17 protein-coding genes are annotated in these 18,161 nt (G+C 58.5%); 5 read left to right on the top strand and 12 right to left on the bottom strand.

Translation table 11 applies throughout. From position 1 onward, the window contains the following. Window positions 1-50 precede the first annotated feature (50 nt). The 3 genes from GOV38_RS05880 to GOV38_RS05870 are packed head-to-tail and all read left to right on the top strand — an operon-like array spanning window position 51 to window position 2,334. Window positions 51-710, top strand: a complete 660-nt coding sequence (locus GOV38_RS05880) for a Tim44/TimA family putative adaptor protein (protein ID WP_171097384.1) — start codon at window positions 51-53, stop codon at window positions 708-710. Beyond that, on the top strand, window positions 707-1,747 hold the full coding sequence (locus GOV38_RS05875; protein ID WP_171208426.1) for a murein transglycosylase A: 1,041 nt from the start codon (window positions 707-709) through the stop codon (window positions 1,745-1,747). The genes GOV38_RS05880 and GOV38_RS05875 overlap by 4 nt, the downstream gene beginning before the upstream one ends. Continuing rightward, window positions 1,747-2,334 (top strand): Smr/MutS family protein, encoded by a 588-nt coding sequence (locus GOV38_RS05870; RefSeq protein ID WP_171208425.1) that lies wholly within the window; start codon window positions 1,747-1,749, stop codon window positions 2,332-2,334. The genes GOV38_RS05875 and GOV38_RS05870 overlap by 1 nt, the downstream gene beginning before the upstream one ends. Here the strand turns inward: GOV38_RS05870 and GOV38_RS05865 are convergent. From GOV38_RS05865 to hslU, 3 genes are all read right to left on the bottom strand, one after another. Next, the gene (locus tag GOV38_RS05865; protein ID WP_171208424.1) at window positions 2,331-3,551 is read right to left on the bottom strand and encodes an MFS transporter; all 1,221 of its coding nucleotides are present in this window, start codon (window positions 3,549-3,551) and stop codon (window positions 2,331-2,333) included. The two genes, GOV38_RS05870 and GOV38_RS05865, sit on opposite strands and share 4 nt — an antisense overlap. Beyond that, a complete protein-coding gene (locus GOV38_RS05860) occupies window positions 3,548-4,645 on the bottom strand; it encodes an alpha/beta fold hydrolase (protein WP_171132690.1) in 1,098 nt (365 codons plus the stop codon). Before GOV38_RS05860 ends, GOV38_RS05865 begins: the two co-directional genes overlap by 4 nt. Before the next feature lie 98 nt (window positions 4,646-4,743). Continuing rightward, window positions 4,744-6,051 carry an ATP-dependent protease ATPase subunit HslU gene (hslU, locus tag GOV38_RS05855; protein WP_171208423.1) on the bottom strand — a complete coding sequence of 436 codons (1,308 nt, stop codon included), beginning with the start codon at window positions 6,049-6,051 and terminating at the stop codon, window positions 4,744-4,746. 271 nt (window positions 6,052-6,322) lie between these two features. Between hslU and GOV38_RS05850 the strand changes: the two genes are divergently transcribed. After that, window positions 6,323-7,564 carry an MFS transporter gene (locus GOV38_RS05850; protein ID WP_171097374.1) on the top strand — a complete coding sequence of 414 codons (1,242 nt, stop codon included), beginning with the start codon at window positions 6,323-6,325 and terminating at the stop codon, window positions 7,562-7,564. Here the strand turns inward: GOV38_RS05850 and hslV are convergent. After that, a complete protein-coding gene (gene hslV / locus GOV38_RS05845; RefSeq protein WP_171208422.1) occupies window positions 7,556-8,113 on the bottom strand; it encodes an ATP-dependent protease subunit HslV in 558 nt (185 codons plus the stop codon). The genes GOV38_RS05850 and hslV overlap by 9 nt on opposite strands. 197 nt (window positions 8,114-8,310) lie before the next feature. Between hslV and GOV38_RS05840 the strand changes: the two genes are divergently transcribed. Further along, window positions 8,311-8,505, top strand: a complete 195-nt coding sequence (locus tag GOV38_RS05840; protein WP_171097370.1) for a DUF1127 domain-containing protein — start codon at window positions 8,311-8,313, stop codon at window positions 8,503-8,505. Between the two features lie 55 nt (window positions 8,506-8,560). On the opposite strand, the gene GOV38_RS05835 is transcribed toward GOV38_RS05840, so the two are convergent. The 8 genes from GOV38_RS05835 to tsaE all read right to left on the bottom strand — a co-directional run bounded on the left by GOV38_RS05835 (window position 8,561) and on the right by tsaE (window position 18,158). Beyond that, the gene (locus GOV38_RS05835; RefSeq protein ID WP_171136647.1) at window positions 8,561-8,923 is read right to left on the bottom strand and encodes a Lin0512 family protein; all 363 of its coding nucleotides are present in this window, start codon (window positions 8,921-8,923) and stop codon (window positions 8,561-8,563) included. Next, the gene (locus tag GOV38_RS05830) at window positions 8,920-9,270 is read right to left on the bottom strand and encodes a Lin0512 family protein (protein WP_171208421.1); all 351 of its coding nucleotides are present in this window, start codon (window positions 9,268-9,270) and stop codon (window positions 8,920-8,922) included. The genes GOV38_RS05835 and GOV38_RS05830 overlap by 4 nt, the downstream gene beginning before the upstream one ends. 73 nt (window positions 9,271-9,343) lie before the next feature. Next, window positions 9,344-9,664 carry a thioredoxin gene (gene trxA, locus GOV38_RS05825; protein ID WP_171208420.1) on the bottom strand — a complete coding sequence of 107 codons (321 nt, stop codon included), beginning with the start codon at window positions 9,662-9,664 and terminating at the stop codon, window positions 9,344-9,346. Between the two features lie 60 nt (window positions 9,665-9,724). Next, window positions 9,725-13,087: a double-strand break repair helicase AddA gene (gene addA / locus GOV38_RS05820; protein WP_171208419.1), complete on the bottom strand. Its 3,363-nt coding sequence runs from the start codon at window positions 13,085-13,087 to the stop codon at window positions 9,725-9,727. Continuing rightward, window positions 13,084-16,011, bottom strand: a complete 2,928-nt coding sequence (gene addB / locus GOV38_RS05815) for a double-strand break repair protein AddB (RefSeq protein WP_171212975.1) — start codon at window positions 16,009-16,011, stop codon at window positions 13,084-13,086. Before addB ends, addA begins: the two co-directional genes overlap by 4 nt. Beyond that, a complete protein-coding gene (locus GOV38_RS05810) occupies window positions 16,004-16,690 on the bottom strand; it encodes a nucleotidyltransferase family protein (protein WP_171208417.1) in 687 nt (228 codons plus the stop codon). The genes addB and GOV38_RS05810 overlap by 8 nt, the downstream gene beginning before the upstream one ends. Beyond that, a complete protein-coding gene (locus GOV38_RS05805; RefSeq protein WP_171208416.1) occupies window positions 16,687-17,691 on the bottom strand; it encodes an aminoglycoside phosphotransferase family protein in 1,005 nt (334 codons plus the stop codon). Before GOV38_RS05805 ends, GOV38_RS05810 begins: the two co-directional genes overlap by 4 nt. Next, a complete protein-coding gene (tsaE, locus tag GOV38_RS05800) occupies window positions 17,688-18,158 on the bottom strand; it encodes a tRNA (adenosine(37)-N6)-threonylcarbamoyltransferase complex ATPase subunit type 1 TsaE (protein WP_171208415.1) in 471 nt (156 codons plus the stop codon). The genes GOV38_RS05805 and tsaE overlap by 4 nt, the downstream gene beginning before the upstream one ends. Window positions 18,159-18,161: the final 3 nt, after the last annotated feature.

The following is an 18,161-nucleotide window of genomic DNA, read 5'->3' as shown; positions in this document are numbered from 1 at the left end:
TAGTGGCAAGAGGCTGCGTATACAAAGTCGCTGTCTGAAAAGAGGATGAAATGAACGAACCGATGATCCAGTTGCTGGTCCTGGCCGGAATTGCCGTTTTCCTGATCCTGCGCCTCAAAAGCGTATTGGGGACGCGAGAAGGTTTTGAGAAACCACCCGTTCAACAGCAGCCTGATGCAAATACTGCGCGCCGTGACTTTGAAGTGATCGAAGGCGGCCCGGATCATGACATTACGGATCACGTTGACGAGGACAGCGAACAGGCGCAGACCTTTGCCGCGATGAAGCGGATCGAGCCTTCGTTTTCTGTCAGCGAATTCGTTCAGGGCGCACGCGGCGCCTATGAGATGATCGTGATGGGGTTCGAAAAGGGCAATCTGGACGAAATCCAGCCTTTCCTGTCGGAAGAGGTGTTCGACACCTTCGTATCGGTTGTGGCGTCGCGCGAAGATCAGGGTCTGACTATCGAGGCTGAATTTATTGGGGTGCGCGAAACCTCGGTTGCTGATGTGACCTTCGACAAGGAAACCAATCAGGCCGAGATCACCATGCGTTTTGTGGGTGAGCTGACCTCGGTTGTGCGCGATCGCGGTGGTGACATCATCGAAGGCAACCCGAACACCGTGAAACGCCAAAAGGACAGCTGGACCTTCGCCCGCGTAATGGGCTCGGACGATCCAAACTGGCTGCTTGTTGCCACGGACGCATGATTGCCCGGCTCCGGTCGCTTGTTTTGGTGGCTGCGATGACAGCCGCCAGCGCTGCCGGAGCAGAGGCGACGCGATCCATCCTGTCTTTTGATCAGCTAGAGGGCTGGGCCGAGGATGATCACGGCGCGGCCTTGTCGGTATTTCTAAACACATGCCGTGATCTGGATGACCAGGATTGGCAGGCTCTGTGCGGCGCGGCGCAAACCTATGGGCCCGAGGCGGCGCGGTCTTTCTTTGAGCTGTTTTTTCGCCCGGTTCTGGTCGAGGACGGAAACGATGGGTTGTTCACCGGGTATTTCGAGCCCGAGCTGGACGGATCGAAGGTCCCGACTGCCACCTATCGCTATCCATTATATAAAATGCCGCCCGAGGCGCGCGGCGTCGATAAATGGCTGAGCCGCCGCCAATTGCTGACCACTGATGTGATGCGAGGCCGTGGATTGGAAATTGCCTGGGTCGATGACCCGGTCGAGCTGTTCTTTTTGCAAATCCAGGGCTCGGGCCGGATCAAACTGCCAGATGGTGGCGCCTTGCGCGTGGGCTATGGCGGCGCGAATGGCCACCCCTACCGCTCGATCGGGGCCGAGTTGATCCGCCGAGGCGCGCTGGGCGCGCATGAGGTCAGCGCACAGATGATCCGGGCCTGGGTGCGCAAGAACCCCGAAGCCGGGGCCGAATTGCTGTTTCACAACCCGTCTTACGTGTTCTTTCGCGAGGTGAACCGGGTAGCGCCAGAGCTAGGGCCTTTGGGCGCGATGAACCGATCCGTGACAACGATGCGCAGTATCGCTGCTGATCCGGCCTATACGCCCTTGGGTGCGCCGGTCTGGGTCGAAAAGGACGGTAAAGATCCGATCCGGCGTTTGATGATCGCGCAGGATACCGGGTCTGCCATCAAAGGGGCGCAACGTGCCGATATCTTTTTTGGTACCGGCGACGAAGCGGGTAAAGCCGCCGGGCGTTTGAAAGACCCCGGGCGCATGGTGGTTCTGCTGCCGATCCAGCGGGCCTATGCCCTGTTACCGGATGAATTCTGATGACCCGGCGCAAGCTGACCGAAGACGAGATCGAGCTGTGGCGCAAGGTCGCCAAACAGGCCGACCGCCTGCATCCCGAACTGCCGCAATCGGTACATCCCACCCCTTTACCCAAGCCGAAACCGACCAAAGCGCCCAAAAGCCGGATCGAGGCTTTTGAGCTTGGCCAAAAGGCACCCGCCAAACCCGCCAAGCCTGTGTTGAAACCATCAATTACCGAAACGCTGCGCAATGGTCCGGTGCTCATGGACACAAAGGCGTTTGGTCGCATGAAGCGTGGTAAGCTGAAGCCCGAAGGCAAGCTCGACCTGCATGGGAGGCGCATGGACACGGCCCATCCGGTGCTGGTTCGGTTCATCCTTTCCGCGCAAGCACAAGGCAAACGGCTGGTTCTGGTGGTCACTGGGAAGGGCAAAGATCGGGACGAGCCGGGCCCGATTCCAACCCCGCGCGGCGTGTTGCGCAATCAGGTACCGCAATGGCTGTCGCTACCGCCACTGGCGCAGGCGGTGCTTCAAGTGACACCGGCTCATATCAGCCACGGCGGTGACGGGGCTTATTATGTGTATCTGCGGCGTAACCGTTAAAGCATGGGTGCAGCCTTTCGAACACCGACCCAGACGGACAGGCAGGACAGCACGAAATAGCCGCCGATCCAGATGAATTGCGTCTCAAGCGGGATACCGATGTCGATCAAGACTCCGGTCAGGCCCGGCCCGATGGCCGAGCCCAGAACCATCAGCGCTGTCGCCAAAGCTTTGATCGCGCCGATGTGTTTGGTGCCGTAGAACTCGGCCCAGAACGCTGCGGGCAACGTGCTGTTGGCCCCAACGGTGAGCGACAGAATGACAAGGCCCACCAAGGCCCCAATGATGGATCCGACGCTGCCCAAAAGAACAAAGCCCAGTGCCATGGGCAGCTGAAACCCGGGCATCATCCGCGCCGTGCCCCATCTGTCCAACGCCCAGCCCGACGCAAACATGGCCAGCATCGAAACGCCGGTATAGGCCGGAAACAGGGATACCAGTTGAAGATGGGTCCAGCCTTTGATTTCCGCCAAATGCACCTGGTGGAAGAAAAACGCGGTGACAAAGGCCGACGGCCCTAGCAAAGCAGGCGCCATCAGCCAGAACAACGGATGCGTCAAAGCTTGTTTGCGCGTCCAATGGCGGCCTTCCATCCCGGTCGAGGAATACGCTTCGGCCAGGCTCTGTGGCGTTCTTTCGTGTTGCAACAGGGTGTAGAGCAACGGGATGCCCAAAACTGTTGTGCCAGCCGCGATGACCCAAAGCACACGCCAGTCCAACACCGTCATGGCGGCGACGAAACTGACCGGCAGGATGATCTCTCCGGCGGCAAAGCCAAGCGTGGCGATCGACAAGGCCCGGCCGCGCGTTGCGGTGAACCAGCGCGCCATAGCGACCATGGCGATATGGGTGCTCATCCCCTGCCCGAACAGACGTAATAGAAAGATCACCAAAGGCAGAAGCAGTACCCATTGGTTCAGCGCCATCGCCAACGCAGCCAGCACCAGACCAATCAGAACCCATGGCCCCAGAACGCGGACGCGAAAAATATCGGTCAAAGCCCCTGCCCAGATCATCACCAGCGCCGAGGCCATCGTGCCCAGCGAATAGATGCCGCCCCAGGCCCCGTGGCTTAAGCCAAAGGTTGCGCGTATTTCACCTGCGAAAATCGAGATGAAAAAGGTCTGCCCAAAACACGATAGAAATGTCAGCAGGACTCCGGCGCCCAGCCAAGTGCGGTTTTGGACAAGGTATTGACGGAAGTCGAACGCACTCAAGGAGAGGTGACCTGGGTTGCGCCGGATTCGGTAAGCACGATTTCCGTTGCGCCCGAGGGATTTGTCAGACTTGGTGGCGCGAGCACGTCAATCGCAGGCCGGTCAGGCCCGAAAGTCGAGCTGACACGGCGCGCCGAGCTGAGCAGTGTCAGCAAAGCCGGAGACGTGGCCGCAACAAAATGGGACGATTCCGCATCGTTGCTGAAGGCCGTCGTATCGATGATCTTGATCGGGAACTCAGCCAGTGTTTCCGCGTCGGTGATATTCCCCAGCCGCTGGCCGTCAGACGTGCCACGCAGACGCGCCGACAGGCCCAGAACCTTATCTTTCTTAGAGACCATGACAACAAACGGGTCCGGCAGCGATTTGATGCTTTGCATCTGCGACCGGAACAGATCGACGTCCAGATCGGGGGAAATCAAAACGACACCTTCTATGTTGCGTTTCGACCAACCCGGTTCGCGCAGCTCTGCCTGGCGCATCATCTCCATCGTCAGAGCTCCGCCCATGGAATGCGCCATGACGATAACACGTTTCACACCCATGGCCTTGAGGCTGCGAATGGTGTTTTCCAGCCCATCGCGCGCAAACAACATGCTGTCCAGATCATAGGCGTAACCGGTGCCTCGGGCCTGACTGGGCCAGGAATAGATAAATGTGGTTCCGGGCACGCCTACATCATGGGTCAGCTGAGCGGCGCGAAACGCGGTCTCTGTTTGTGTTGCGTTATAGCCGTGAACAAACAGCACCACATCATCGACACCTTTCAAACGAGAGCGAAGGCCCTCAGGCCCCGAGAACTCGGTCACATCGGCGAGAACAAACTCTTTCTTCGGGTTTGGGTCGGCATACGAGAAGTCCAGCGTTCCAGCCGTATGGTTTGGCGGTATGGAAATCGTCATTTCGAGATAGCGAAGCGCCTCGGCGCGCCGGAACCCGTAAGAGCCATCCGGTTCGCGCGCACGCGTTGTTGAGGCAAACACCGTGGCCGGAGTGCCGAACCTGAGAGCTTCGGGTAAAGTCTCAGTAACCGAACGGTCAACGCAGGCGGTCAGTGTTGCACAGGTCAATAGTGCGAGCAAAGAACGGAACACAGGTCACCCCAAAAGCAAACTTGCGCTCACGCTATCGGATTCAGATGCGACGTCCAGTCAATGTCGACCGTTGGCCGGCAAAAACCAGCTTGATATTATTACAGAACGTAACGGCTGAGATCGGTTGATTTGGTCAATTCGCCCAGATTGTCGTCAACAAACTGCGCGTTCACAGTAACCTCTGCCCCGGCCTGATCAGGGGCTGTGAAGGACAGTTCTTCAAAAACACGCTCCATTACCGTGTAAAGCCGCCGCGCGCCGATGTTCTCAACGCTCTGATTCACATCCGCAGCGATGCGCGCCAATGCGGCGATGCCGTCATCGGTAAAGCTGACGGTGACCTGCTCGGTCCCCATCAGAGCGGTGTATTGGCGGGTCAGAGCGTTATCGGTCTCGGTCAGGATCCGCACGAAATCCTCTTCGGTCAGCGCCCGCAATTCCACGCGTATCGGCAAACGGCCTTGCAGTTCCGGCAACAGATCCGACGGTTTTGCGATGTGGAACGCGCCCGAGGCAATAAACAGGATATGGTCGGTCTTGACCGGGCCATGTTTCGTCGAAACCGTGGTGCCTTCGATCAAGGGCAGCAGATCCCGCTGCACGCCTTCGCGGCTGACATCGCCACCCCGCGCATCTGAACGGGCGCAGACTTTGTCAATCTCATCCAGGAAGACAATACCGTTCTGCTCGACCGAATCTAGGGCCGCGCGGTTAACCGTCTCGTCATCCAGCAGCTTGTCAGCCTCTTCCCCGATCAGCGCATCATAGCTTTCGGCGACAGTCATCCGTTTTTTCACGGTGCGACCGCCAAAGGCTTTGCCAAAAATGTCGCCCAGATTCATCATGCCCATCTGCCCCCCGGGCTGGCCTGGAATATCGAACATGGGCATCGGGTTTGAGGTATCCGAAAGCTCCAGCTCGATCTCGGTATCGTCCAGCTCTCCGGCTTTCAGCTTTTTGCGGAACATCTCGCGCGTGCCTTCGCGGGCATCTTCACCGGCAATGGCAGCGATCACCCGATCTTCGGCAGCCTGATGCGCCCGTGTTTTGACGTCCTCGCGCATGTATTCGCGGGTTTGTAGAATCGCCGCGTCGGCAAGATCGCGGACAATCTGTTCCACATCACGTCCGACATAGCCGACTTCGGTAAACTTGGTCGCTTCGACCTTGATGAATGGTGCACGCGCCAATTTGGCCAGACGGCGGCTGATCTCGGTCTTGCCAACGCCGGTGGGGCCGATCATCAGGATATTCTTGGGATAAACCTCGTCGCGGATGTCATCAGCCAGCTGCTTGCGCCGCCAACGGTTGCGCAGCGCCACGGCCACGGCGCGCTTGGCGTCTTTCTGTCCGATGATAAAGCGGTCCAGTTCCGAGACGATCTCGCGCGGGGTCAGGTCGGTCATACTAATCTATCCGTTTGTTTCGCAGCGGAACCTAATCATCGCCCCGGAAAACACAAGCCGGTCACTGAATGAGAGCAGGTTTTCACCAAAGCTGCAGAGCTTCGAGCGACCAAACTTTGTTGACCGAAACCGCATTCGCAAAAACAACAGCAGGCTCGGTCGCCTGAATTTGAGCAACGGGTCGATCCGATAGAGCCACCGACACAGTGTTAGCCACCTTTGTGTTCGTCTGTTAGACTTTGCACAAGGTATTGGAACCGGGGGCGAATTTATGACGAAAATTGCCAAGATCACATTGTTGTTCGTGGTTTTTGTCGATCTGATTGGGCAAGGGCTGGTCTTTCCGATCATCAACTCGCTGATCATGGAAACCAAATCAGGGTTCTTGCCTGAAAACACTCCTCAGGGCCAACGCCATTTCTATTACGGCCTGGTGATCGGCTGCTTTTTCCTGTCGTGGTTTCTGGGCGTTGTCTATGTCTCGAAAGTCTCGGATTCCATCGGACGCAAAAACGCATTGTTGGTCTGTCTGGGCGGTGCCCTTGCCGGATACGCCATCACCATTCTCGCGCTGTTCATGAACAGCCTGCTGCTGCTGATCATCGGGCGGTCGATCACCGGCTTTACCGCAGGCAACCAACCCATCGCACAGGCCGCAATGATCGACGGCAGCACGGACGCAGCCGACCGGGATCGCAACATGGGCTATATCGTGACCGGTGTCAGCTTTGGCCTGGTCGGCGGCCCGATCATCGGAGCGGTTTTGTCCGATGCCGCCCTGTTCGGCAGTTTTGCGACCTTGAAAACCCCGTTCTACGGCGCCTTTGTGCTGGTATTGATCGCAATCTTTTTGGTGATGACATTCTTCAAGGACACGCGGACCCAGCGCGAACCTTTTGTCTTCCGTCCGCGCGATATCACCGATAGCCTGATCGCCGTGCGGGGCCATCCCATGGTTCTGAAAATCCTGCCGGTCTATTCGTTCTTCATGATCGCAAATGTCACCTTCTATGTCTTTGTGGACAACTTCCTGACCAGCGCCTTTGGATATGGCGTGATCGGTGGCAGCATGGCGATGGTGGTGATCGGGTTTGCGCTGGCATTCTCGAGCACGTTCCTCGTCAAACCCGCGCAAGAGCGGTTCAGCAAACACGCAATCATTCATACCGCACTGATCGTGATGATCGTGTGCGGTCTGGCCTTCGCGTTCAGCCCCAGTGGCTTGATCAGCTATGTGCCGGTCTTTTTCTTCTATTTCCTGTTCGGTGTCGCCTATCCAACGATGCTGGGCCTGTTCTCCTCGAGCGTCAGCGAGGCAGATCAGGGCTGGGTCATGGGCGTGACCACTGCCGTCTTCTGTCTGGCAGGTGGCGTCATGTCATTGATCGGTGGCGGGTTGATGAGCATCGATATCCGCGTGCCCTATTACATCGTGGTGCTCGCCGCGATCTTTGGCCTGATCGGGATGCACCGCCGCTGGAAAGGGAAAGAGATCAAGGCGCTGTTAGCCTGATATCGTCTCAACCGTCAGATTGCCGTTGGTGTAAACGCAGATCTCTGCGGCAATTGCCATGGCCTCACGTGCCACCTGTTCGGCTGACTTGTCGCTGTCCATCATCGCGCGGGCCGCAGCGAGGGCAAAGTTACCACCCGAACCGATGGCCGCTACATTGTGCTCTGGCTCAAGAACATCCCCTGCCCCGGTAATCACCAGCAGGTCAGAGCCGTCCGTGACGATCAGCATCGCCTCAAGCTTTTGCAGGTACTTGTCGGTGCGCCAGTCCTTGGCCAGCTCGACCGAGGCGCGGGCCAGTTGGCCGGGTGTCGCCTCAAGCTTGGCCTCCAGTCGTTCCAGCAGGGTGAATGCATCAGCTGTCGACCCGGCAAACCCGGCAACCACTTCAAACCCGCCCGGCGACAGGCGGCGGACCTTGCGCGCCGTGCCCTTGATCACGGTCTGGCCCAGGCTGACCTGACCGTCACCGGCGATGACCACGTGGCCGTCTTTTTTGACACCGATGATCGTGGTGCCGTGCCAACCGGGAAAGTCGTTCTCTGCCATAAAAGCCTCCGTACTGTCTGCGCCCCTATATGGGCCGGGTAAGTGTTTGGTGCAACTGTTCTTAAATCGCCCAAAAGATATGCACGCAGTGCAATACGGGCCTGCTGGAGTAGCAATTGTAAGACTCGGCACGGGGTCCTACATGAGGCTCACAACCGACACAGGGTCGGCTGTTTCAACAGAATAGGAACGCGCAAATGGCCACTATCGCAAAAACCCATGCGCCGCTCGGAGCAGTCAACAACCTGCACGGAGCCGGCTTTTTCACCCAAGTTCTGACCAACATCCTGCGTTGGAATGATGAACGCAACACACGCAAAGCGCTGTCTGCTTTGACCGACGCTCAGCTGGACGACATCGGCTTGTCCCGTGAGGACGTCGCCAAGTTCTGAGCTTTTTCAGACAGAAGATAGAGATCAGCCGCTCCTATGGGCGGCTTTTTCTTTTTCAGCTTTGTTTGTATTTCCCGACCAGGCTGGGCACAAACGCCTCGATCGCGGCCGTGGCAATCACATGTTTGGCTCCTGTAGCCTCATCCGCGACATCCAAGCCGCCTAACACGGCGGTCACTTCGGCCCTGCCCCGCGGCAAATCGGCGGCCACTTGCGCACAATCGACCAGGTCCGGGTTTTGAACACCGATGGTCACGCAAACGCGCATCTCAGAATGGTCGATGCCCAGTTTCGAAAACAATGTGATCGAGGAATGGTGCAAAGCATCCTGAACCGCGCGCCGCGCCGCTTTGGTATAGTCTTGCCCATACAGATCATTGCCTGTGCCCATTTCCAGAATGATGCGCTGTTCACTCATGCCGCAGGCTCCATGTCGAAGGAAACGATCAGGGCTGCATTTGCGATGACCGTAAGTCCATCGCGCCCGGGTTTTTCGATGTCCAGACCGCCTTTGGTGACGGTGATATTGGGCTGGCCATAGGGGAAGATGGCGGGCAACGCACCTGTGTCCACCTGATCGGGCTGCTGCACGCCAATTTCGGCGTCGATGATCATCGCCTCTTTGGGAAAACCAAACAGTTCAGCCATATTGACCGAGTTGTGCCACAGCGCGTCTTTGATCGCCCGCACTGCTGCTTCGGTATAGTCCATGCGCCGCAACGACGTGCCCATCCCAAATTCCACAAGAACCCGCGTTTTTGCCATTGGTTGCTTTATCTCCGCACTAAAAAAGGCGCCCCGATATGAGGCGCCTTTTGGATCAACTGTTACCTCCAGTTCAGATGGATTCTTCGATCCAGCTTTGCAGCGCAGCTTTCGGAGCAGCGCCCGCGCGGTTCGACACCACCTCACCGTCTTTGAAAATGAACAGCGCCGGAATGCCGCGTACACCCATTGCAGCGGCAGAGTTTGGGTTGCTGTCCACGTCGACCTTGGCGATTTTCACCTTGTCGCCATACTCGGCTGCCAGCTCTTCCAGAGCGGGGCCGATCTGTTTACAGGGTCCGCACCATTCGGCCCAGAAATCGACGACCACAGGTACGGTCGCGTTTTTAACCTCGGCGTCGAAGGTGTCATCGGTTACGGCTACGGTCGACATCTCATGTCTCCTGAATGGGATTGGGTTGGGGACAGAACGTAGGTGCGCGGTTTTCCAAGGTCAAGGCATCTCCGACCTGGCCAGCGCATCGCTCACAGTCTCGTGTGGCAACCACATAAGCTGCGCGGTTCGAGTCCATAGGATTGCAGTTCGAATTGTGTGATCGGGATAGATCTGCGACAGCGCCGCAGCATAGGCCCCCATTTGCCGCAAATGACCTTCAGGGCAGGATTCATGGCGATCCGGGACCGTGGCGTTTGATTTGAAGTCGATCACCTGAACCTCTGACCCGGTTACGATCAGGCGGTCGATGATCCCGTGGATGCGGCGACCGTTGATTTCAGCCGTCACCGGGACTTCGGCCAGTGCATTCCCAGCAAAGACAAGCTCCAGATCAGGCGCGGTCAACACGTTTGAAACCTCGGACAACAGCTCTTGCCGCTCGGTCTGTGGCAGGTCCGGCAAAAGCTGCGCGCAGATCTGAGGCCAATCAGCCTGCTCTGCTGTCGGCAAATGCTCAAGCAACAGATGCACCTGCGTTCCGCGCAGTTTGGCAGCCTCTTCATCTTGGCCAGCATCTCCGGACAAAGCTTTTGCGCCACCTAGGTCCGAGGGGCTGAGTGTTTCTAGCGGTGCGATGGCTTTGACCGCGGGGCGCAGGAACAGATCGGGCAATGCTTCGGATGTTTCAGTCGCCGTTTCCACCGTCTTCAGCGGGGGACCATCCCAATCTCCATGCGACAAGCGCTGGATGTCCAATCCGGGAACTTGCGTTGCGCCAGCGCGCGCCATTGCTGCCTCTACTTGCTCATACCAGCTTGTACCATCTTTCCCGACATCGCCTGCTGCGGCCACGATCAACCACTTTTCGGCCCGTGTAAGAGCCACATAGAGCAATCGAAGGCGTTCGTTTTCCTCACGTTCCCGTGCCTCAGCCCGTGCCGCAGCGATCCGCGTCGGTGATTGGTCTGCAGGAACTTTCCAAAACGGCACATCGCCCGATACCATGATCTCGGCATCGCGCGGCGCTTGTCGTTTTCCGGTATCCGGCAGGATCACAATCGGGGCCTCAAGACCCTTAGAGCCATGAACGGTCATCACCCGGATCATGTTCCCGACGCCGCTCATCTGGCGTTTGATCTCAAGATCATCGGTCTGCATCCAGACCAGAAACCCGGTCAGGCTGGGGATATCCGTGCGTTCATAGGCCAAAGCCTGCGACAGCAGCGCGTTGATCCCGTCTTCGGCCTCGGCCCCCAACCGCCCAAGCAGTTTACGCCGCCCGTCATGACGGGTCAGGATGCGTTCGATCAGGTCATAGGGGCGCAAAAAGTCGATTTGACCGCGCAGATCGTTCAACACAGTCATGGTTTCGGGATATTCCTCCCCTCGCCGCCGCAGCGCGGCCCAAAGGAAGGTTTCCTCTCGTCGATGGGCCAGATCGAACAATTGCTGCTCGGACCAGCCAAACAACGGGGATTTCAGCACTGTCGCCAGTGACAGGCTGTCCTCGGGCGTGGCCAGAAAATTCAGCAGCGCGGCCAAATCCTTGACTGCCAGTTCTGCACCCACTTTCAGGCGGTCGGCCCCGGCAATCGGCAAACCGATGGTTTTGCAGGCCCGAATGATCTCGGCAAACAGGTCCGACCTGCGCTGCACAAGGATCAAGAAATCCCCCGGCTGCACCGCGCGCCGTACGAATGTGCCGGGGGCGTCGCCATCATCGGGGATCGTTTCTTTCTGGTCGATCATCGTTTTGATCGAGCACGCGACCTTTTCCGCCAATAGAACCGTATGGTGGCGCGCACTTGGACGGTCGACGGGATCTGTCCAGTCGCTATCCTCTTGGTCTTCGACCTTTTCGATCACCGGCCACAGGTCAACACGACCCGGCAAATCTGCCTTAAACGCCCGATGCAACGCATCCTTGTGAAACCCCGCCTCGGTCTGGTTTTCAAACAGGATATCGACCAGAGATAGGATCGCGCTGGAAGACCGGAAGGAGTATTCCAGCGTTAAATCCCACAATTTAGAGCCTGATTCAGCCAGTTTCCGCCCGAATTCCTGCTGCATCCGGTCAAAGGCCTGCGGATCGGCGCCCTGGAAGGAATAGATCGATTGCTTTTTGTCCCCGACCACAAAAATCGTGCGCTCAACGCCGGACCTGGCCCCTTCCCCGCTGGTGAATTCTTGCGCCAGTTTCTCGATCACGTCCCATTGGTCGGGGCTGGTGTCTTGCGCCTCATCCACCAGAATATGGTCGATGCCACCGTCCAGACGGTACAGTACCCATTCCGCGACCGCCGGATCGTTCAGCACCTGTCGCGCGCGCAGGATCAGATCGTCGAAGTCCAGCCAACCGCGCAATTGCTTGCGCCGCTCGTATTCCGGCAGGAACGCCGCTGCAAAACGGCGCAGAACATAGGTCTTGCGTGCAGCAGAAAAAGCGAGCTCCATTTCTCGCGCGCCTGCTACTCGTTCCATCAAACTGTGAAAACCAACAAGATTGGCACCCAATGCGGCTTGTGCATTCTTGGTAGGAACCGACTTTGTCTTAGCTTCTGGGCGATAGATTTTTTCTTTCTTGTACAGAAACAAAGAGTAGAGCTTTTCAACATCAGTTCTGGTTGGGTTTCTCCAGGATATGATCGACAGTTCATTCGCCAGATCAACCATAGTTTTGGACTGGGATCTGAGAACTTCGCTAACTGAAGAAATCAACTCCACCTCGCCGCCCAGAAAGACCTGATCCAGCAACGCCCGATCGTCGAACCCGTTGGGTAGATCGAACAGCGCCAGAATGTCGGGCCAATCCAGCTCATGGGCGAACAGGTTGCGTTTCTGGGTCACCGCAGCGGTCAGCCCGTCAAACCCGGTATCGGTGACAAACCGTGCGACATCTTCGATCAGGGCTGCGTGGTGGCCTTCGGCAAAATCCTCGATGATCTCTTCGCGCAACAACGCGGCCGCGCGGTCCTCCATCTCGGAAAACTGCGGGCTGACACCGGCCTCAAGCGGGAAACGCCGCAGCAGCGCGGCGCAGAAAGAGTGGATGGTTTGGATTTTCAGCCCACCCGGCGTCTCAATCGCGCGCGCAAACAGGGTTCTTGCCTGTGCAAGTCGCTGGGGATCGATCGCACCGGTCACACCCAGTTCGGTCAGTTGCGACGACAGCGCCCCGTCGTCCAGCATCGCCCATTCGCCCAACCGCTTGAACAGACGGTTCTGCATCTCGCTGGCGGCGGCTTTGGTGTAGGTCAGGCACAGAATGTGCTGCGGCTGCACCCCGTCCAACAACAGGCGCGCCACGCGGTCGGTCAGCACGCGGGTCTTGCCCGAGCCCGCATTGGCCGCCAACCAGGTCGAGGCATCAGGCCGCGCTGCCTGAACCTGCCGTTCGGTGGCTTCGTTGCGGGCGCTCATGTCAAATCCTCGGGATAAGTGTCCGAGGTTCGATCCCATTCACCGAACCGCGCAAGATGGTCATAGTCGCCAAAATCGCTGTCCTTATGCAGCATGCGGCGGGATGAAAAGCCTTGATCATGCTCTAAATAGGCGGAAATCAGTTGTTTTAGCTCGGCCAATACCTTATCGGCAGGTTCTTTATCAAAAGGCGCCGGGACCTCTTTGTAGGTTCCGCCCATGCCGATAAAGACCGCCTGAGCAACAGCTGTTGGATCGAACCCATCCAAACCGCCTTGCTCGGCCACGGCGGCCTCAATCAACAGCTGTTTGTCAAATTTCGACTGTTGGCTTTCGGTCGGTGGTGCGCCGGTTTTGTAATCGATGATCCGCATCGCGCCCCGACTGTTGATGTCGATCCTGTCGGCGCGTCCAACCAGCGTGAAGTCCAAAGGATTGAGCTTCAGATTCATCCGTGCCTCAAACGCGACCGGGCCGCCGTCGCTCCGACGCGCGGTTTCGGCGCGCAGGAAATCCTCGGCTATCCGTTCAAGACGAGCCAGCCACAATTTCCGCGCCGTGGGCCAGGCGACATGCGTATCCAACAGGTCTGAGGCACGTTTCAAGAAGTTCTCACGGCTCAGCAGCGCCGCATCAAAAACGCTGTCTTTAACGAAATGTTCCAGAATCTCATGAATGACGATGCCGCGCAGCAATGCGTCGGGCGCCTGCACCAAAGGATCCAAAGGCCGAAGCCGTAGCACATGTTTGGCGTAGATCGCGTAAGGGTCGCGGATCAGGCGTTTGATTTCCGTCACGCTCAGCTGTCGGGGGCGGGCTGCAACCGGGGGGCGGGGCGAGGGGCGCGGTGCGGGGTCAATCTCTGGCGCCTCTTCCAAGATTTCGGACCACCGCAGCCATGTTCGCCCACGCGCACGCATGTCTTCCAGCGCCTTGTCACCGTTTTGCGCGGGCAGCCCGCTGAGCAGGTTTGTCAGACGGTTCAACCAGCGCGAGGGAACAGTTTCGGCGTCGTCTGACCGCGCGGCGCGGGTCAGCCAGACCTCTGGCGCGCCGATGGCTTGCTGGAAATCATGGGCGGACAGGCCGATCCGACGTTCGGGCAGCAACAGACCGGCCTTATCGCGCATCTGTCGGTTCAACCACGGGTCGGGCGCTGGGGCTTCGGGCCAACTGCCCTCGTTCAACCCGCCCAGAATCAGCAGGTCAGCGCCGTGGACACGCGCTTCGAGCGTGCCCCAGATCATGATATGCGGATGTGGGGCGTCGCGGTCGCGAACTTCTTCTGCCGCCAGCAAAGCACCCAGAAGGTCGGCAAAGTCATGGGCAGTCATCGCGCCACCATGCTGCGCCTCATCTGACAAGCTGGTCAAAACCTTAAGCGCCTTTTGACCTGTGTTCTTGTCCCACAATGTACCGGTTTCTGCCGAAGGCCCGGCCGAGATCGCTTCTGCCAAAATGCGCAGGCGCGTTACCCATTCTGCCAGTAGGAGCGTGCCAGAGATATGCTGGTCGCAAAACTGATCCGCCACCCATTGCGCCCAGTCGCCCGCCTGTTCCTGCCGCGCGGCAAAGGCCAGCAGGCTTTCGCGATCCGGGAAGGGCGGACCGTTGCGGCGCAGGTCCAGTTCGAGGTCGCGGGTGTGCAACAGATGCGCTCCGCGCGCGTCACCGTCATGACAAAGCGGGTGTTTGAGCAAGGTCAACAGCGCCTCGGCATCCAGACGGCGGGCAAACAAGCCCGCCACATGGCGCAGAAACCGACCCGGGGGCGACAGCTGCAAGGGCAGGCCCGCGCTGTCATCGGGCAGGATATCCCACCGGTCCAACGCGGCGCTGACCTGACGGGTCAACATTCGGTCTGGCGTGATCAGCGCAGCGGTTTGACCATCTTCGGCGGCTTGACGCAGGCGCAGGGCAATGGCCAGGGCCTCGGCACGCGGCGATTGTGCCTCGACCAGGGTCATGGCGGATGTTGCGGTGTCCAGATCTTGCAGCTTTGGCCCTTCGGACATCCAGGCATCGGTGATCGGGGCAGGGCGAAGCGCCAGCGATACCAACCGGTTGCGCGCGACAGAAGGGGGTGCGTCCTCGGTCCAGCGCGCGATCTGATCTGAGGTCAGATCCAGCACCTGCATGATCTTGCGGAACCGGTATTGCGGGTGATCTTCGCCGGTCAGCGCCTCATCCAATTGATCCCAGACCGCTGCGGGCTGCTCGAAATCGAAGCCCGGCAGGATCAAAGCGCCTTGCGGCAGTTGCGCCACGGCCTGCATCAACATCAAGGTTGTGCCCCGAGACCCGGTTGACCCGGCCAGGATCACCGGGTGCTGTGGGGGAGCCTTGTGCCACCGTTCAATCAGGCTCTCGACAACCCGACGTTGCCGCGCTTGCGCATCCAGAGCGTTGTTATCGGTGGTCAAGAAATGATCCGCGATCCCGATAAAGGCCTGCGCGCGTGCCCAATGGCCCGACATGTCACTGACATCCAACTGCCGGATGGCATCCGCAGACACGCCTTCGCCCTGCATCTCATCAATCAGCGCGGCCAGGCTGTCTGACAGATCAAAGAGTGAGGACCGCGCGGCCAGATCGGGTTGCTGATCAAGCAGTTTCGAGATCAGTTGGGTCAGCTCCAACCGGCGGCGCAGCGCTGGAATGGCCGGGGGCAATTGCGCAAGATCGACGCTTTCCCCCAGATCGGTGACCAGCGACAGGCGCGGCAGCAGCGCCGGTGGCCCCTGATCAAACAGCTCGCGCACGCGTCGCGCCATACGTCTTGTGTTTACGATCACCTGCGCCCGGGCTAAATCTTCTGGCGGCAGCTTGGCCGTACGTGCACGCAGCCCTTCGACCAATGCGCGCGGGAAATCGACGCCCGGAGGCACCGCAAACACGCGCGCTTTGTCGGATGGGCTAAACATCTGCGATCAGGCTTTCGGCCAGAGCGATCCCTTCGGGGCGACCCACATCGCACCACCGACCGGGATATTTGACCGCGCGCAACCGGTCGCGCTGGTGCATCTGGTCCCATAGGCGGTTCAAGGAAAAGGCGGGCTCGTCAAACGCCTCAAGCCCATCGGTCTTGAGGATCTGAGCGCCTCCATAGACAACACCCGGCCCACGGGTAATCCGACCGTCGGGATCCAGGGTGAAATCGCCGGTGCCGCCATGGCCAAGGGTTTGTGCGATGGGGATGCACATCAACAGCGCGTCCATCTGATCAGGGTCCCACGCATCCCTCAGCAGGTGTAGCGGGTTTGGTCCGGCCCAGATCGCATCGGTGTTGAGCGTGTATACAGGATCGCAACCCAGAAAGGGCAGGGCGGCCCGCAGTCCACCACCGGTTTCCAGGATCATGGGCTCTTCCCGCGACAGCAAAACCCCCTTTGGTTCCAGATGGGCGGCAAGCTGATCCGCTTTGTAATGCAGGTTCGCGACTGTGCGGATCGGCTGAACCCCATCGACCAAGTTTAGGGCGTGATCAATGAGCGGACGCCCTGCAACCGGGATCAGCGGTTTGGGCCGATCCGCTGTCAAAGCACCCATCCGGGTGCCGAATCCAGCGGCAAAGAGCATGATGGCTTCGGGATCGGCGCTCATAGTGGTTTCAGTTTGGCCAGGTTTTGCGCAGTGGGCTGCGGTAGAGCCTTGCGCAGGATGTCGGCGACTGGGATCAGTGTGGGATGTTCCAGATTGCGCATCAAATGCGACCAGGTAATCGGGATCAGATCCACATAATGCGGCTTTCCATATTCGGTCGCCAGACGGGCAAAAACGCCCAAAATCCGCAGGTTGCGCTGTACGCCCAGAACCGCATAGGCGGTGCGGAAATCATGGCCGTCCATGCCTGATGCCGAGATATAGCGGTCGATCATGCGCATCTCAATCGCGGTCGAGACGGTTCGGCGGACATCCTGCAACAGAGACATCAGATCATAGGCCGGATGGCCCAGCATCGCGTTCTGGAAATCCAGTAACCCCACCCGCGCCACGCCGTCGCGCTCGGGCAGCCAGATGAGGTTCTCGGCATGGTAGTCGCGCTGTACCACGACCCGTTTTCCGCCGGTTTCGCGGTGCAAGATGTCGGCAAAGCGATGTTCAAACCGTGCCTTGGCGTCAGCTTCAAAACCGCCCGAAATGCCTTGCGCATATTTGGTAAAGCTCAACGCCGCTAATTCTGTCATTAAGGCAGGGTCGTAGCTGTCCAGGGACATGACCGGCTGTTTGTGCAGATGCACCAACACATCTGTTGCGGCCTCATAAAGGGGCGCTTCCAATGCCAGGTCTTTCTCAAGCACGCGGGCAAACAGATCATCGCCCAGGTCTTCAAGCAGAAGAAACCCGTACTGGCTGTCTTCCGCATAGATTTCCGGCGCGCTGAGTCCCACCGATCGGAGGTATTCATCCACCTTCACAAATGGGATCACATCCTCGCCCTTTTCGGGTGGCGCGTCCATAAGTACGGCTGTTTTGCCAGTGTTAGGGTCTGTCAGTCGCTCGTAACGGCGGTTCGAGGCGTCTCCGGCAAGGGGTTCGCGCTTTGCATTGGCCCATGGGGTTTGTGCAATCAGCGCTTCGGCCAGAATGGTTCGGTTGGTCATGGGATGAACTCGAGTTTGCGGGCCCATTTCGGGTCAGTCCATTTTAGGTTCAGATGCCGGATATCTTCGGCCTTTGTATCTGACCGAAAGCTGAGCGTCAGCGCCGAATTCGGGGTTGAATCACCCAGTTTCTCGGGCCATTCGATCAGGCAGATTGATGTTTCAAACGCGTCGATCAGGCCAAGCTCTTCAATTTCTTCGGGTGAACTGAGGCGATAGAGGTCCGAGTGCCAAACTTCACCCAAAGGCGTGTCATATACCTGCACCAGCGTAAAGGTTGGGGATGGCACATCTTCGGGGGTAACCATAAACGATTGGATCAACGCGCGGGCAAAATGGGTTTTGCCGCTGCCAATGGGGCCTTCCAGCAGCAGGGTGTCACCGGGTTTCAGAAACTGACCGATCTGAAGTGCTAGATCGCTCGTGTCTTCGGGTGATTTCAGCAGGATGGTCTTGGGCGCGGTCATGAC

It is taken from the genome of Ruegeria sp. HKCCA5839, from assembly GCF_013035585.1.
Classification (GTDB): domain Bacteria; phylum Pseudomonadota; class Alphaproteobacteria; order Rhodobacterales; family Rhodobacteraceae; genus Ruegeria.
This window is presented reverse-complemented; position numbering and strand designations above follow the sequence as displayed.

Bases quoted from the DNA above. Each gene is read 5' to 3' on its own strand.
- GOV38_RS05880 (WP_171097384.1), top strand. From the start codon at position 51: ATGAACGAACCGATGATCCAGTTGCTGGTCCTGGCCGGAATTGCCGTT.
- GOV38_RS05875 (WP_171208426.1), top strand. From the start codon at position 707: ATGATTGCCCGGCTCCGGTCGCTTGTTTTGGTGGCTGCGATGACAGCC.
- GOV38_RS05870 (WP_171208425.1), top strand. From the start codon at position 1,747: ATGACCCGGCGCAAGCTGACCGAAGACGAGATCGAGCTGTGGCGCAAG.
- hslU (WP_171208423.1), bottom strand. From the start codon at position 6,051: ATGACCGACCTGACCCCGCGCGAGATCGTCTCGGAACTGGACCGCTTT.
- GOV38_RS05850 (WP_171097374.1), top strand. From the start codon at position 6,323: ATGACGAAAATTGCCAAGATCACATTGTTGTTCGTGGTTTTTGTCGAT.
- hslV (WP_171208422.1), bottom strand. From the start codon at position 8,113: ATGGCAGAGAACGACTTTCCCGGTTGGCACGGCACCACGATCATCGGT.
- GOV38_RS05840 (WP_171097370.1), top strand. From the start codon at position 8,311: ATGGCCACTATCGCAAAAACCCATGCGCCGCTCGGAGCAGTCAACAAC.
- GOV38_RS05835 (WP_171136647.1), bottom strand. From the start codon at position 8,923: ATGAGTGAACAGCGCATCATTCTGGAAATGGGCACAGGCAATGATCTG.
- GOV38_RS05830 (WP_171208421.1), bottom strand. From the start codon at position 9,270: ATGGCAAAAACGCGGGTTCTTGTGGAATTTGGGATGGGCACGTCGTTG.
- trxA (WP_171208420.1), bottom strand. From the start codon at position 9,664: ATGTCGACCGTAGCCGTAACCGATGACACCTTCGACGCCGAGGTTAAA.
- addA (WP_171208419.1), bottom strand. From the start codon at position 13,087: ATGAGCGCCCGCAACGAAGCCACCGAACGGCAGGTTCAGGCAGCGCGG.
- addB (WP_171212975.1), bottom strand. From the start codon at position 16,011: ATGTTTAGCCCATCCGACAAAGCGCGCGTGTTTGCGGTGCCTCCGGGC.
- GOV38_RS05810 (WP_171208417.1), bottom strand. From the start codon at position 16,690: ATGAGCGCCGATCCCGAAGCCATCATGCTCTTTGCCGCTGGATTCGGC.
- GOV38_RS05805 (WP_171208416.1), bottom strand. From the start codon at position 17,691: ATGACCAACCGAACCATTCTGGCCGAAGCGCTGATTGCACAAACCCCA.
- tsaE (WP_171208415.1), bottom strand. From the start codon at position 18,158: ATGACCGCGCCCAAGACCATCCTGCTGAAATCACCCGAAGACACGAGC.